This is a genomic window from Mucilaginibacter sp. A5337 (genome assembly GCF_059690695.1).
Genome location: NZ_JCAWEC010000007.1, coordinates 177,560 through 190,528, shown reverse-complemented (window position 1 = coordinate 190,528; position 12,969 = coordinate 177,560). Strand labels below are relative to the sequence as shown.

General features: G+C 43.7%; 14 protein-coding genes. 8 read left to right on the top strand and 6 right to left on the bottom strand.

Annotation, left to right across the window (positions count from 1 at the left end; translation table 11 throughout):
* Positions 1 to 7 precede the first annotated feature (7 nt).
* The 4 genes from AC59JO_RS23505 to AC59JO_RS23490 are packed head-to-tail and all read left to right on the top strand — an operon-like array spanning position 8 to position 4,734.
* Positions 8 to 1,183 (top strand): acetyl-CoA C-acyltransferase, encoded by a 1,176-nt coding sequence (locus AC59JO_RS23505; RefSeq protein WP_497308399.1) that lies wholly within the window; start codon positions 8 to 10, stop codon positions 1,181 to 1,183.
* 33 nt (positions 1,184 to 1,216) lie between these two features.
* A complete protein-coding gene (locus tag AC59JO_RS23500; RefSeq protein WP_497308397.1) occupies positions 1,217 to 3,031 on the top strand; it encodes an AMP-dependent synthetase/ligase in 1,815 nt (604 codons plus the stop codon).
* Between the two features lie 8 nt (positions 3,032 to 3,039).
* A complete protein-coding gene (locus AC59JO_RS23495) occupies positions 3,040 to 3,816 on the top strand; it encodes an enoyl-CoA hydratase/isomerase family protein (RefSeq protein WP_497308395.1) in 777 nt (258 codons plus the stop codon).
* 6 nt (positions 3,817 to 3,822) lie between these two features.
* Positions 3,823 to 4,734, top strand: a complete 912-nt coding sequence (locus AC59JO_RS23490; RefSeq protein ID WP_497308393.1) for an SDR family oxidoreductase — start codon at positions 3,823 to 3,825, stop codon at positions 4,732 to 4,734.
* A 515-nt stretch (positions 4,735 to 5,249) separates the two neighbouring features.
* Here the strand turns inward: AC59JO_RS23490 and AC59JO_RS23485 are convergent.
* Positions 5,250 to 5,729 carry a Dps family protein gene (locus AC59JO_RS23485; protein ID WP_243481165.1) on the bottom strand — a complete coding sequence of 160 codons (480 nt, stop codon included), beginning with the start codon at positions 5,727 to 5,729 and terminating at the stop codon, positions 5,250 to 5,252.
* Between the two features lie 95 nt (positions 5,730 to 5,824).
* Here AC59JO_RS23485 and AC59JO_RS23480 point away from each other — a divergent pair, with 95 nt between their 5' ends.
* From AC59JO_RS23480 to AC59JO_RS23470, 3 genes are read left to right on the top strand one after another with little or no spacing between them, the layout of a single operon-like run.
* A complete protein-coding gene (locus tag AC59JO_RS23480) occupies positions 5,825 to 6,589 on the top strand; it encodes a DUF4905 domain-containing protein (protein ID WP_497308391.1) in 765 nt (254 codons plus the stop codon).
* A 21-nt stretch (positions 6,590 to 6,610) separates the two neighbouring features.
* Positions 6,611 to 7,627, top strand: coding sequence for a DPBB and LysM peptidoglycan-binding domain-containing protein (locus tag AC59JO_RS23475; protein ID WP_497308389.1), 1,017 nt, complete (start codon positions 6,611 to 6,613; stop codon positions 7,625 to 7,627).
* Positions 7,620 to 8,252, top strand: a complete 633-nt coding sequence (locus AC59JO_RS23470) for a uridine kinase family protein (RefSeq protein ID WP_497308387.1) — start codon at positions 7,620 to 7,622, stop codon at positions 8,250 to 8,252. The genes AC59JO_RS23475 and AC59JO_RS23470 overlap by 8 nt, the downstream gene beginning before the upstream one ends.
* A 121-nt stretch (positions 8,253 to 8,373) precedes the next feature.
* Here the strand turns inward: AC59JO_RS23470 and AC59JO_RS23465 are convergent, their stop codons facing one another.
* From AC59JO_RS23465 to AC59JO_RS23455, 3 genes are read right to left on the bottom strand one after another with little or no spacing between them, the layout of a single operon-like run.
* Entirely contained in the window at positions 8,374 to 9,033 is a 660-nt protein-coding gene (locus AC59JO_RS23465; RefSeq protein ID WP_413667013.1) for a 3-oxoacid CoA-transferase subunit B, read from the bottom strand.
* A gap of 58 nt (positions 9,034 to 9,091) precedes the next feature.
* Complete coding sequence (locus AC59JO_RS23460; RefSeq protein WP_413667014.1) at positions 9,092 to 9,439, bottom strand: four helix bundle protein; 348 nt, start codon at positions 9,437 to 9,439, stop codon at positions 9,092 to 9,094.
* 44 nt (positions 9,440 to 9,483) lie between these two features.
* Positions 9,484 to 10,173: a CoA transferase subunit A gene (locus tag AC59JO_RS23455; protein WP_497308384.1), complete on the bottom strand. Its 690-nt coding sequence runs from the start codon at positions 10,171 to 10,173 to the stop codon at positions 9,484 to 9,486.
* 168 nt (positions 10,174 to 10,341) lie between these two features.
* On the opposite strand from AC59JO_RS23455, the gene AC59JO_RS23450 reads away from it, so the two are divergent.
* Positions 10,342 to 10,899, top strand: coding sequence for a hypothetical protein (locus tag AC59JO_RS23450; RefSeq protein ID WP_413667016.1), 558 nt, complete (start codon positions 10,342 to 10,344; stop codon positions 10,897 to 10,899).
* Between the two features lie 159 nt (positions 10,900 to 11,058).
* Here the strand turns inward: AC59JO_RS23450 and AC59JO_RS23445 are convergent, their stop codons facing one another.
* Together AC59JO_RS23445 and AC59JO_RS23440 are read right to left on the bottom strand one after the other, a co-directional pair.
* Entirely contained in the window at positions 11,059 to 12,144 is a 1,086-nt protein-coding gene (locus AC59JO_RS23445) for an SGNH/GDSL hydrolase family protein (RefSeq protein WP_497308382.1), read from the bottom strand.
* 361 nt (positions 12,145 to 12,505) lie between these two features.
* Positions 12,506 to 12,868, bottom strand: a complete 363-nt coding sequence (locus AC59JO_RS23440) for a VOC family protein (protein ID WP_413667018.1) — start codon at positions 12,866 to 12,868, stop codon at positions 12,506 to 12,508.
* Between the last annotated feature and the right edge of the window lie 101 nt (positions 12,869 to 12,969).

Genomic DNA, 12,969 nt, shown 5'->3' with positions numbered 1-12,969 from the left:
CAATAAAATGAACGCATATATAGTGGCAGCCAGTCGCAGCGCTGTTGGAAAAGCTACCCGGGGCGGGTTCAGGTTTACCCGTCCGGATACGCTTGCAGCGGATGTTATCAGGCACCTGCTGGCATCGGTGCCCAACGTGGATAAAGAGCAGATAGACGATGTGATAGTAGGCAATGCTACGCCTGAAGCCGAACAGGGATTGAATGTAGCCCGGCTCATTTCGTTAATGGCGCTTGATACTGATAAGGTTCCCGGCATGACAGTAAACCGCTATTGTTCATCGGGCCTGGAAACAATCGCCATCGCATCGGCAAAAATACACAGTGGCATTGCCGATTGCATTATTGCCGGTGGTGTGGAAAGTATGAGCCTGATCCCGATGGGGGGCTGGCGCATTATTCCAAACGCCGATATTGCCCTTGCACACCCCGATTACTATTGGGGGATGGGCCTCACTGCCGAAGCTGTGGCCAGGGAATATCATATCAGTCGCGAAGAGCAGGACCAGTTTGCTTATAACTCGCATCAAAAAGCCATCAGCGCCATTAAGGAGGGCAAGTTTAAAGATGAGATAGCACCGGTAAACATTGTGGAGACCTATGTAGATGAGAGCGGCAAGAAAAAAAAGAGGGAATTTAAGGTAGATACAGATGAAGGTCCGCGCAGCGATACCTCAATTGACGCATTGGCTAAGCTTAAACCGGTATTTGATGCAAAGGGCGTGGTAACCGCCGGCAACTCGTCGCAAACCAGCGATGGAGCAGCCTTTGTGATGGTGGTTAGTGAACGCTTTCTGAAAGAGAATAACCTTAAACCCATTGCCCGGCTGGTTAATTATGCCGTTGCAGGTGTGCCTCCCCGGATCATGGGGATTGGTCCGCTGGTAGCCATTCCCAAAGTGTTAAAAATGGCCGGGATGAAGCAACAGGATATTGAGCTGATAGAATTGAATGAAGCCTTTGCTTCGCAATCCCTGGCAATAATAAAGGGACTGGAGCTTAACCCTGAAATAGTAAATGTAAATGGCGGCGCGATATCGCTTGGGCATCCGCTGGGCTGCACCGGGGCTAAACTTTCCGTTCAACTTTTTAACGAATTGAAGCGGCGTGAAAAAAAGTATGGCATGGTTACCATGTGCGTGGGCACCGGGCAAGGCGCGGCGGGTGTATTTGAACTGTTATAGGAAATTACCATTATCTAAATAATTGCTGCAAACATGGAAAAAGCGACAAGATTGTTTGATTGCATAGCCACCCAGGTCAAAGCGCCCAGGGCAGACTTTTTGAATGCAAAGGAGAATGGTTCCTGGAGATCATACAGCACCGAAGAGGTGCATACCATGATCAACCAGCTATCTGCGGCCTTGTTGGACCTGGGAGTTTCGGGCGGTGATGGCACTACAGAAGGCCGCGATAAAATAGGGCTGATAAGTAACGGCCGGCCCGAATGGGTAATAGCCGACCTGGCGGTGCAGCAAACGGGCGCCATACTGGTTCCGCTATATCCCAACACAGGCACTAAAGAAATTGAACAGATACTAAATGAAGCCGAAGTTAAATACGTATTTGTAAGCACTAAAGACTTATGCGATAAGGTTAAAGAGGTACAGCTAAATATCCCCTCCTTAAAAGCCATTTTTACTTTTGACAGTATCGATGGATGTAATCATTGGTTAACATTGCTCAAACCTTTAAAAGATGGCGATCTGCAAAAAATACAGCAAATAGCTGGTCAGATCACCGAAAACGATGTGGCAACTATCATTTATACTTCAGGGACCACCGGTCGGCCTAAAGGCGTAATGCTTACGCATAAAAATATCATGACCAATGCGATGGCATCCGGCGATATCCTTAACCGGATCCCGCTGAAAGAGAAGCGTGTTTTGAGCTTTTTGCCCATGAACCACATTTTTGAAAAGATGTGTACCTATGTTTATCTGTACTACGGTTTCTCTATTTACTATGCCGAGAGTATGGATACCATTGGGGCAAACATGAAAGAAATAAAGCCTTCACTCTTTACCGCAGTTCCCCGTTTGCTCGAAAAAGTGTTTGAAAAAATTATGGTGCAGGGGCAGAAGCTAACCGGTATTAAAAGGAAGATCTTTTTCTGGTCGGTAAGAGTAGCCGAAGCGTATGAAATTAATAATACCAGTTTATGGTATAAGATCAAACTGGCCATAGCCGATAAATTGGTTTACAGCAAATGGCGTGCTGCCATAGGCGGAAATATAACGGCTATAGTAGTAGGTAGTTCGGCCTGTCCCCTTAAGCTGGAAAGAATTTTCACCGCCGCCAATATTGTTATAATGGAAGGTTATGGGCTTACCGAAACCTCGCCGGTAATTGCTGTGAACTGTTATCAGAAAAGCGACCGGAAATTTGGTACCGTGGGCCGCTTGCTGAGCGGAGTGCAGGTTAAAATCGCCCCAGATGGCGAGATTCTTTGCAAGGGCCCTAATGTTATGCTGGGCTACTATAAGAATCCTGAGCTTACGGCAGAGGTACTGGAAGACGGATGGTTCCACACCGGTGATATAGGTGAACTGGATAAAGATTCGTTCCTGAAAATAACTGACCGTAAAAAAGAGATCTTCAAAACTTCGGGTGGTAAATATGTGGCCCCGCTGCCTATCGAAAATAAGATGAAGGAAAATTATTTTATTGAGCAGATGATGGTTGTCGGGTCAGAAAAGAAATTTGTTGCGGCATTGATCGTACCATCTTACACCCATTTGAAACCCTGGTGTAAGGAAAACGGCATCACTTTTTCATCTAACAGTGAATTAGTTAAAGATGCCCGGGTGATCGAGCTTTATCAATCAATTATCAATACCTATAATCCTGAATTTAATCACGTTGAACAGGTGAAGAAAATTACCCTGCTTCCGGATGAATGGTCGATTGATAGCGGTGAGCTTACACCAACAGGGAAAATGAAACGGAAGGTGATCACCGAAAAATATAAAGCCGCAATAGATAAAATGTATCCCTGCGAAGTGAGCGAGGATCCCACTCTTGTAAACTGATTAACCGGATGAATACATTTCAAACAACCATACAGGGTAAGCTGGTTACAATCTCGCTAAACCGGGGCCGGTCAAATGCCATCAATCATGAAATGGTTAAAGAGCTGGACGCCTGTATAAAAACACTGGAGAATGATGACAGTGTAGGAGGGGTTATTTTAACCGGTAAGGAAGGCTTTTTCTCGTCAGGGATCGACCTGATTGAGGCTTATGATTATAACGAAGAGCAAAGCCGCCAGTTTTGGATCGACTTTTTAGCGCTGCAAAATACTTTAGCAGCTTTCAGGAAACCACTGGTAGCGGCCATAAGCGGTCATAGCCCCGCAGGTGGCTGCATATTAGCCATTTGCTGCGATTACCGGGTAATGGCCGCAGGGACATTTATCATCGGGCTAAATGAAGTTCCGGTAGGTATTATTGTTCCTGATAGTGTTTTTAATCTGTATTCATTTTGGCTTGGTCAGCGTAAGGCTTATCAATATTTAATGGAGGGAAAGCTGCTTAAAGTGGATGAAGCGCTGGAGTCCGGACTGATCGATGAAGTTGTTGAGCCAGGCAAATTAATGAACGCGGCCATAGAAAAAGTAACCACTTACATGAAACTAAACCCGGTTACCTGGACTGAGAGTAAACTAAACCTGCGTGAGGAGCTCACAGGCAAACTAAAGGCCGACCAAGCTGACACCCTGAACAAAATGTTGAAGCAATGGTGGGCGCCTGAAACCAGGCAAGGCCTTCAAATGATGATCCAAAATTTAAAATCAAAAAATACCGCTGTTAAATAATTGACGATGACTGATCCGACAACTCCAAATGATGCTGCAAACTACAATCCCGCAAAAAACGGTGGAATGTTGAGAGATGATGCCTTGAAAGGGAAAACCATCATTGTAACCGGTGGCGGAACAGGTTTGGGCAAAGCAATGGGGACTTACTTTTTGCATTTGGGTGCTAACGTGGTAATCACCAGCCGTAAGCTGGAAGTGCTACAGCAAACAGCTTCTGAAATGAAAGTAGAAACAGGCAGCAAGGTATTGCCGATTGCCTGCGATGTGCGGAAATATGATGAAGTTGAAAAGATGTTGCAACAAGCCATTGAAGCGTTTGGGCAGGTTGATGTACTGTTGAATAACGCGGCAGGTAATTTTATTTCGCCTACCGAGCGTTTATCGGCAAATGCGTTCTCGGCTATCATTGATATCGTTTTAAAAGGTTCAGCTAATTGTTCACTGGCTTTAGGCAAATATTGGATCAAAGAGAAAATGCCCGGTAACATACTGAATATTATCACTACTTATGCCTTTACAGGTTCGGCTTACGTTGTGCCCTCGGCCTGTGCGAAGGGTGGCGTGCTGGCCATGACCAGGTCTTTAGCGGTTGAGTGGGGCAGGCATGGTATCCGTGCCAATGCCATTGCGCCGGGCCCGTTTCCTACAAAGGGTGCCTGGGAAAGGTTGTTGCCGGGTGATATGGCCCAGAAATTCGATTTTAAAAACAGGGTGCCGCTCAAGCGGGTAGGAGAACACCAGGAACTGGCAAACCTGGCCGCCTTTTTAGTATCTGATTATTCAGGATATATCAATGGCGAAGTAATTACGATAGATGGTGGAGAGTGGCTGCAGGGTGCCGGTCAGTTCAGCGGGCTTGAAATGATACCGGATGAAATGTGGGATAGTATTGAGAAAGCTACGCGGTCGGCGTAGGTACGGTGTGTGCACATCTTTTTAATTTTATCAATTAATAAAAAAATGTCATTTCGACGAACCAAGGGTGGCGTTGCGCATCGGAGGTGAGGAGAAATCTTCTACGCTCTGCTTTTACAGCTATAAGTGTACAGCCTGATGTAGAAGATTTCTCTTTCGCTCCACCTCTCAGCCCGCCCCTGCTCAATCGAAATGACATTTTTTTATAAGATGTGTACACACAGTAGGTCGGCGTAGTGGGGAACTGGTATAGCTAAATAAAAAAGCCTCCCGATAACGGAAGGCTTTCCAAAATATGTTTTCCTACAAGGGCTCGAACCTCAATCTTCAGAGCCAGAATCTGACGTGATACCATTACACCATAGGAAAATAACAGAACATCTGCATCGCAAAAATGATGCGTTTTGTCCACTGCAAATATACTAAATGTGCAAATCGATGTAAAGTCCGTTTTTGAAAAAAGCCGTAACCAGGTTAACTGATTACGGCTTTTTTACAGTAGGATTATCTGCGGATTAGTCCTCGTTTACGAAGGAGCGGAGCATCCAGGTATTTTTTTCGTTGAATTGCATGAAACGGTTGATCATATCATTGGTGCCGTCGTCGCCGGCATCAGCAGTGATATTCAATATTTCGCGTTCCATTTTTATCAATGCAGCCAAATCTTCAATAACGGCTTTCACCATCAGGGTATCTTTTAAGCCAATGGTTTGGATCTCTTTGATGCTTGATGTTTCGATATAATCTTTAAACGTGCTGATAGGAGGTTTGCCAAGGCTCAGGATCCTTTCGGCAAGCTCATCAATGGTAACAAGCGCTGCGGTATATAATTCTTCAAATTTGAGGTGCAGGGTAAAAAAGCTTGTGCCTTTAACGTTCCAATGGCAGCCGCGCAGTTTTTGGTAGTGGATATGGTAATTGGCCAGCAGGTCGTTCAGATGGTCAACTACCGGTTTTACTTTAACTTCTTCGAGGCTTATTTCTTTAGCGTTCATAAATAAATGTGATGTTTTTAAGTGTAACATGCCTTTGCGGGCAATGTTTGGCAAAGGTAAACAGTTTTGATTTTAATGAGCATATTTGCAACTTTATGACTTCGCTTTTACCCTTCATCAGCAAAACTTACCAGGCCCCGGTTTGGCGTATGGAAATTGACAAGAGCAGCCAAACGCTGTTCCTCGAGATCAGGGACCATGCCAATAAACAGGTGAGTTTTTCGGCCCTGAACCTGCAAAGCGGTGATATTTATTTTGAAGGTTTAACCACCCCCGAGCGCTGGCTCACCGGTATTGAAGCTGCGTATAATGGGGTGTTGCTGCTGCACAATTATCAGTCGGCCACAGGGCCTGTACATAAAGGCATCACCGCTATTGAAGCTGTATCGGGCAAAGAGTTGTGGAGCAATTTTACTTTGGCGTTTGATCATCTTTCGGTAAACGGGCCAATAGTATATAATGCCCAGTTGCAGCCTAAGAAATTATTTTTAATTGATGTTAAAACAGGCGGCACAATCAGGGCCTACGAAACGGTAATTGATCAGCCCTTGAATAATCAGATCATCATCCCGGAACTAATACCCGCAACGGAGATAAATAAATTATATTTACCCTTCAGTGTACATGCAAATGCGGTTCATTATATCAGTTACAATAGTTTCAGAATTGTATCTTTGCACACGCTTTTGCAGGAGCATCTTGAACAGCACTTGTTTGTATTTAACGAGGAGGGTACCCTTTTGTATCACGATTTGTTAAACAATGCTATACAAAAAATGCAACCCGAGGCGTTTGTACTACATAATAATCAGCTCATCTATTTAAAAAACAGATCGGGCTTAATAGTGTTGAACTTGTAAATTACTGTATTATAATTTATTATGAAATTTAAGATTTTATTATTAGTCACTCCTTTACTCACATTCTCTATATCGCTTTTTGCAAATCCGCTTGTCGATTCGATAGGTGTTGAAAATCTGAACGGTAAAAAAGTGATCGTTCACAAACTCGATCCAAAAGATAATTACTACTCCATAGGCCGCCGTTACAATGTTAGCCCTAAAGCCATCATACAGTTTAATAATAACGCCCCCCTTAAAATCGGTGGTATCGTAAAAGTGCCTACCGAATTACCATTCTCTGGCGAAGCTGCTGCACAACCTACTGTAACTGCACCCACAAAACAAGTAGTAACAACTCCATCTCCTGCACAACAGAAGCCGGTTACCCAAGCTCCCGTTCAGCAAAACAAACCACAGGTTCAGCCTCCGGTTAGCTCGCCGGCACCGGTAGCTCAAGCTGCAGCAGCCAAGCCACAGCAAGCGTCAGCTGATACCGTGAAAAAAGTGAGTATGCTTAACGTACAACAGTACAAAGTATCGGCAGGGGAAACCTTGTTCTCCATCGCCAAACGTTTCAATACTTCGGTTGAGGATATCAAAGCGCTTAACAAGCTAAGCTCCGATTCTGTAACTCCTAACCAGGTTATTAATGTGCGCACCGGTTTACCTCCCGAAGAAGCTAAGCAGCCTGTAATGCAGCGCGATTCAACTTCTGTTGCAGCACAACAGGATACAACAGGCGGCGACCACGGCAAAGCCAACCGTTTTGGCCTGTACGAAAAAATTGAGAAAGGTGTTGCTACCTGGATGGATGACGCCAGCTTAGACCCTAAAAAGGAATTGGTACTGCACCGTACAGCGCCAATCGGTACTATCATCAAAATTACAAACCCTATGAACAATCATACCACCTTTGCAAAGGTTGTTGGCCGTTTTACCGATAACGAAACAAACAAAAATGTTTTGATCATCATGACCAAAAATACAGCCGATGCTTTAGGTGCTTTAGATAAACGTTTCCAGGTAAATATCAGCTACGGCAGCCCGAATGAATAAACCTTATATTATTGGAATTGCCGGCGGAAGCGGCTCAGGCAAAACCTTTTTTTTGAAGTGCTTTTTAGAACATTTTACTGCCGACGAGGTGAGCCTCGTATCGCAGGACGATTATTATATCCCGGTAGCGCACAACATGACCAAGGAGGAGAACAAGGAATATAACTTTGATCTCCCTTCAACTATTGATCACGAACATTTTCAGCAGGATATCAGCAAACTTTTAAATAAGGAAGCTATCCTGAAACAGGAGTATACTTTTAATAATCCCGATGCTGTCCCCAAAATGATAGAGATCAGGCCCGCGCCTATTTTAATAGTGGAGGGCCTGTTCATTCTGCATTTTAAAGATATTTCCGAACTGCTCGACCTGAAAGTTTTTATTGATGCCGATGAAGATGTAGCCCTGCAGCGCCGTCTTAAACGCGACCTGATAGAGCGCGGCTACTCACACGACGATGTGATGTACAAATGGATCAATCACGTGGTGCCGGCCTATAAAGAATACCTGCTGCCCTACAAAGATGAATGCGACCGCGTGATCACCAACAACACCCATGTTGCGGAAGATATCATGGTGATAACCGAAGAGATCTCGGCCGATTTGAGGAAGAAGCTCTTTTAATTTGATAATGTCTTTGTAATTTGAAAATTAGTTGATTTGAAGATTTGAAAATGTTTTTTGAATGATGGAATTTCCTCATTTTCAAATCTTCAAATTCTCACATTTTCAAATCAGCTCATCTTCAAATCAAAGAAATTTCTGGTACATCCCCGTCAACAATAAGCTTACCAGCGGTAGCCTGCTTTATCTCCTCAACACTTACGCCCGGCGCACGTTCTATGAGCCTGAATCCGCCTTCGGGTAAAACGTCAAATACGCCAAGTTCGGTAACTATTTTCTTAACACAATTTACGCCGGTCAAGGGTAGGCTACATTGAGGCAACAGTTTTGATTCGCCGGCTTTATTTACGTGCTGCATAGCTACTATAATATTTTCTGCTGATGCTACCAGGTCCATAGCGCCACCCATGCCTTTAACCATTTTACCCGGGATCTTCCAGTTGGCAATGTCGCCGTTTTCGGATACTTCCATAGCGCCTAAAATAGTTAGGTTCACCTTCTTTGCCCTGATCATCCCAAAGCTCATAGCCGAATCAAATATGGCCGAGCCGGGCAGCATGGTGATGGTTTGCTTCCCCGCGTTAATGGTATCCGGATCTTCCTCACCCTCAAAAGGGAAAGGGCCCATGCCTAACAAACCATTTTCGGATTGTAACACCACATCCATGGTATCCGGGATGTAATTGGCTACCAACGTAGGAATGCCAATGCCGAGGTTAACATAATAACCGTCTTTTATTTCTTTTGCAATTCGCTTTGCGATACCTTGTTTGTCTAACATAAATCAATTTGAAAATGTGTTGATTTGAAAATTTGAAAATGTGCTTATTGCGAGAGCTTTAAGATTTTGAACTTGCGATAATTTTCGAAAGGATTTTGATAATTACACTTAATTTTTCAAGAAGTACTTCGTTAAATGGATAAGTCTTTGAAAACTTACAAAGCAGTAAAAAGTATTCGGTTTCATCAGCCTCTTTGGCGGCGATTTTAAGTTTGTGAATAAAATCATTTTTGCTTTCTGCGTTTTGAGCTTCCCGAACATTTGCGCCTATCGAGGTTCCCGATTTAAGGATTTGTCGTGCGATCACAAATTTTCTTTTTTCTTCTAATTCTTCAGAAAACTCAATTATATCAAGCGCGAATTCAAGAGTTAGTTTTACTATCAGATTTTCTTTGTCGTTTCTCATTATTTTAATTCATTTTCAAATTGTCAAATCGACACATTTTCAAATTATCTTACTGTTTTGTGCTCAATCCGTTTCTCATAATGATCCCCCTTAAAAATCCTATGCACATAAATACCCGGGGTATGGATATGATCAGGATCAAGTTCGCCGGGTTGTACCAGCTCCTCTACTTCGGCAATGGTTATTTTACCCGCCATGGCCATAACCGGGTTAAAATTGCGTGCAGTTGAGCGATATACCAGGTTTCCCATAGTATCACCTTTCCAGGCTTTTACAATGGCGAAGTCGGCATCAAAAGCCATTTCCATTAAATAATCTTTGCCATTGAAATTACGTACCTCTTTGCCTTCGGCTACTTCGGTACCAATACCTGCAGGAGTAAATATGGCAGGCATACCATAGCCGGCGGCCATGCAACGGGTGGCCAAAGTACCCTGGGGGATCAGTTCAACTTCAAGCTCGCCGCTTAATAGCTGGCGTTCAAATTCGGCGTTTTCACCCACGTACGATGAGATCATTTTTTTTACCTGGCGCTGCTTCAGCATCAGGCCGATGCCAAAGTCATCAACCCCGGCGTTGTTGGAGATACAGGTGAGTTGTTTAACCCCCCTTTTTACCAGCGCAGCAATACAATTTTCCGGCAATCCGCATAAACCGAAACCGCCCAGCATCAAGGTCATGCCGTCGGTAATGTCGCGGATGGCCTCGTCGGCACCACTAACTACTTTATTCATATATTATAATTGGTTGCTATAAATTTAAATAAAATAAGCTTAACGCTTATTGTTATGTAGATAACTTCCTATGGGGCGACTGTGTTTTTATGAAAGATGATTTATAGGTTTTATAAAACAAATAGAAATTAATTCTATTAATAGTTAATATATCAAATATTAAAACCTATGGAATTAAGAGATAACGAGTTCAGGAGCGATGAGCTTAAGCGCCCTGAACAGGAGGAAAACAAACCCAACGCTTACCGGGTAGACGACGATAGTAATGAGGAGGAAAAAGACCTGAAAAGAAGTTACCTGTTTGGCAGTTCGGAAATGAAAAGCCCGGACGATGAAGGCATGGAGGGTAAAGGAATGGGCGGTCAAAATTTTGGTCAGAATAACATTACACCGGCAGGAAACGATAAAGACAACCCCTCGCAAATGGCAGGCAATAACAATGAATACTTTAACCGTACCCAGCCTGCCGAAGAGCATCCCGAAAACAGCAATTTTAAAGATCCTAACCAGGCAGGTAACGCCAATTACAGTAATGTGATCAACGCGTCACAAAACGGGCGTTCGGATGAAGGCGAAGGGCAAACAGAAACCAATGATAAGAAACCCAATCCCCAGCAGCAATACCAGGAAGGAACTGCGGATGATGACGGGGATAGCGAAACGAAACAGCAAACTAACATTCCGGGCCCAAATGAAGTACCTGACCAGCAAAAGGTAGGGGAGTAGATTAAACTTTTTTGTCCCCTTTTTCTTGCGCTCGTTTGCAACGAGTGCTTAATCTGGTTAGGCGATTGCATCGCCGGTCGCGTTATAAACGCTAACCCATGTTAAGCACTCGTTGCAAACGAGCGCAAGTTATAGCAGTTTATAATAAAATGATTTTACCTACCATTTAACAGTCTTATCCAAAAAAGCGATCAAATCATCGGCCATAGCTTGTTGCTCTTTTAAACTTGGGTGCCCCGGCGTATTTTTGTATGGAATAAAATGGGTATAAATCTGTTTGTCGTTTAAAGCAGCAACTGCTTTTTCAATATAACCAGGCCATGGCGAACCTGCTTTGGTTGCATCCATACTGCCTAATGCACAAACGATCTGAGCTTTCGGGTAAACCTTGCGGATGTTTTTTATAAATTCTTTATAAGCTTTAATGAGTTGTTCAGGTTCCGGTGCTTTACTACCGAAACGCTCTTTAAACTGCGGGTTATTGGGTTGGTTTACGATCCATGAATCATTTTGGAAGAGGTTAATCACCACCACATCAGGTGTATATTTTTTAAAGTTCCAGATGCTTGTTGGATCTGTCGGATCAAGGCGGTTATACATCTCCGGCATAATAAGTGGAAACCAGCTTACGGTGATGCCAATGCCGCTTTTTGAGGTACAAACATATTGCGCATCAAAATGACGGGCGGTTAGTGCTGCGTAACTCAGGTAGCCGTTTTCGTAAGGGGCGCTGCCGCGATCCTGCCCTGTCGTATCTTCATCGGCATAGCCGCAGGTAATGGAGTTGCCGAAAAATTCGATTTTACGTTTTTTTGCGTCAGGCGGTGGAAGGGCGGTGGCGTCTTTGGCCAAAGTAAACTGGTAAAAAAGGGTTTTGCCTTTGTCCCATTCGGTGCGTTTAAATAATTCAAGTGTATGCTTGCCTGCAGGCAGGTTTTCGGCAAGGGTATAGGCCTGTTTGGTATTATCGAGGTGAATGGTATTGATCACCTTGCCATCAACTATAATGGTATAATAGTTTTCGCCCCGTTCATCCTGCATCACAGCCGATGCGCCTGTTCCGTCGAAGTTAATCTTTAATGATGAGCCAGTCCAGTACAGTTCGGCAGCTTCGTCGGTTTGGTTGATCCGCCCGGTGTAACGGATGCGCTGATCTTTGCTCTTTAAAATAACGCTTTGAGCGATGCAGCTTGTTATCGAAGTGGTAAATGCTATAAAAAGTACAAAGAAATAAAGTTTGCGCATTTTTAATCAGGGTTTGGTGGCCCTAAAATAGGAAACTTATGCTAAAATTAACGCAGTAAAAATCCCGTCTTGAGAGTAATCCCCATGCATTGACAGTTAAAGCAAATTGGTATGGCGCATAGTTGACTCACCCGGTCTACGCTACGCTGGACAACCCTCTCTGTCTTTTGTGCCGTTGTTGGTGTTGTCACCAACAACTTCTGTCTTTTTTAATAAATCATGTTTTTTAATTACGTTACCATTAATAAAACTGGCGAACAAATGTTGTTGGTGACAACACCAACAACGGCGGGGAGGAACACACCCCTCCGTCCCTCTCAAGAGAGGAATAGCTCGTGCCCGGCTTTTTTATCTGGTTTTATTACTCAATCGGCATCCCGAATTGTAGCAGGTAACCATTATAATCAAAAACACCGAACTCGCGCATTCCATAATTAAAATCTTCAATAGGATAGCAAATTACTGCCCTGTCTTTCAATTCGCTCCATAAAAGGTCAACTTTATCTGTCCGTATATAAAATGAGCCTGTAAACTTAGGTATAGTGAATGAAGCATTATCAACAGGGAGTGCCAGCATGATTTCAATATCATCACGACTTACCGTAGCCCATCCCCAGTCTTCATCATAGCCTATACAGGTAAATCCGAGGTTATTTATATAAAAATCAACACTTTCCCGTACCTGCCGGGTGTATAACATAGGAGCAATAGATTTTAAAGACATATTATTTTGAAATAAGTTAGGTTGCACTGGTGTAAAACAAAATGCGTCATTGCGAGGTACGAAGCAATCTCAAACTATACAGAGCAGCCCTGCACATCGGG

Bases quoted from the DNA above. Each gene is read 5' to 3' on its own strand.
- AC59JO_RS23505 (WP_497308399.1), top strand. From the start codon at position 8: ATGAACGCATATATAGTGGCAGCCAGTCGCAGCGCTGTTGGAAAAGCT.
- AC59JO_RS23500 (WP_497308397.1), top strand. From the start codon at position 1,217: ATGGAAAAAGCGACAAGATTGTTTGATTGCATAGCCACCCAGGTCAAA.
- AC59JO_RS23495 (WP_497308395.1), top strand. From the start codon at position 3,040: ATGAATACATTTCAAACAACCATACAGGGTAAGCTGGTTACAATCTCG.
- AC59JO_RS23490 (WP_497308393.1), top strand. From the start codon at position 3,823: ATGACTGATCCGACAACTCCAAATGATGCTGCAAACTACAATCCCGCA.
- AC59JO_RS23485 (WP_243481165.1), bottom strand. From the start codon at position 5,729: ATGAACGCTAAAGAAATAAGCCTCGAAGAAGTTAAAGTAAAACCGGTA.
- AC59JO_RS23480 (WP_497308391.1), top strand. From the start codon at position 5,825: ATGACTTCGCTTTTACCCTTCATCAGCAAAACTTACCAGGCCCCGGTT.
- AC59JO_RS23475 (WP_497308389.1), top strand. From the start codon at position 6,611: ATGAAATTTAAGATTTTATTATTAGTCACTCCTTTACTCACATTCTCT.
- AC59JO_RS23470 (WP_497308387.1), top strand. From the start codon at position 7,620: ATGAATAAACCTTATATTATTGGAATTGCCGGCGGAAGCGGCTCAGGC.
- AC59JO_RS23465 (WP_413667013.1), bottom strand. From the start codon at position 9,033: ATGTTAGACAAACAAGGTATCGCAAAGCGAATTGCAAAAGAAATAAAA.
- AC59JO_RS23460 (WP_413667014.1), bottom strand. From the start codon at position 9,439: ATGAGAAACGACAAAGAAAATCTGATAGTAAAACTAACTCTTGAATTC.
- AC59JO_RS23455 (WP_497308384.1), bottom strand. From the start codon at position 10,173: ATGAATAAAGTAGTTAGTGGTGCCGACGAGGCCATCCGCGACATTACC.
- AC59JO_RS23450 (WP_413667016.1), top strand. From the start codon at position 10,342: ATGGAATTAAGAGATAACGAGTTCAGGAGCGATGAGCTTAAGCGCCCT.
- AC59JO_RS23445 (WP_497308382.1), bottom strand. From the start codon at position 12,144: ATGCGCAAACTTTATTTCTTTGTACTTTTTATAGCATTTACCACTTCG.
- AC59JO_RS23440 (WP_413667018.1), bottom strand. From the start codon at position 12,868: ATGTCTTTAAAATCTATTGCTCCTATGTTATACACCCGGCAGGTACGG.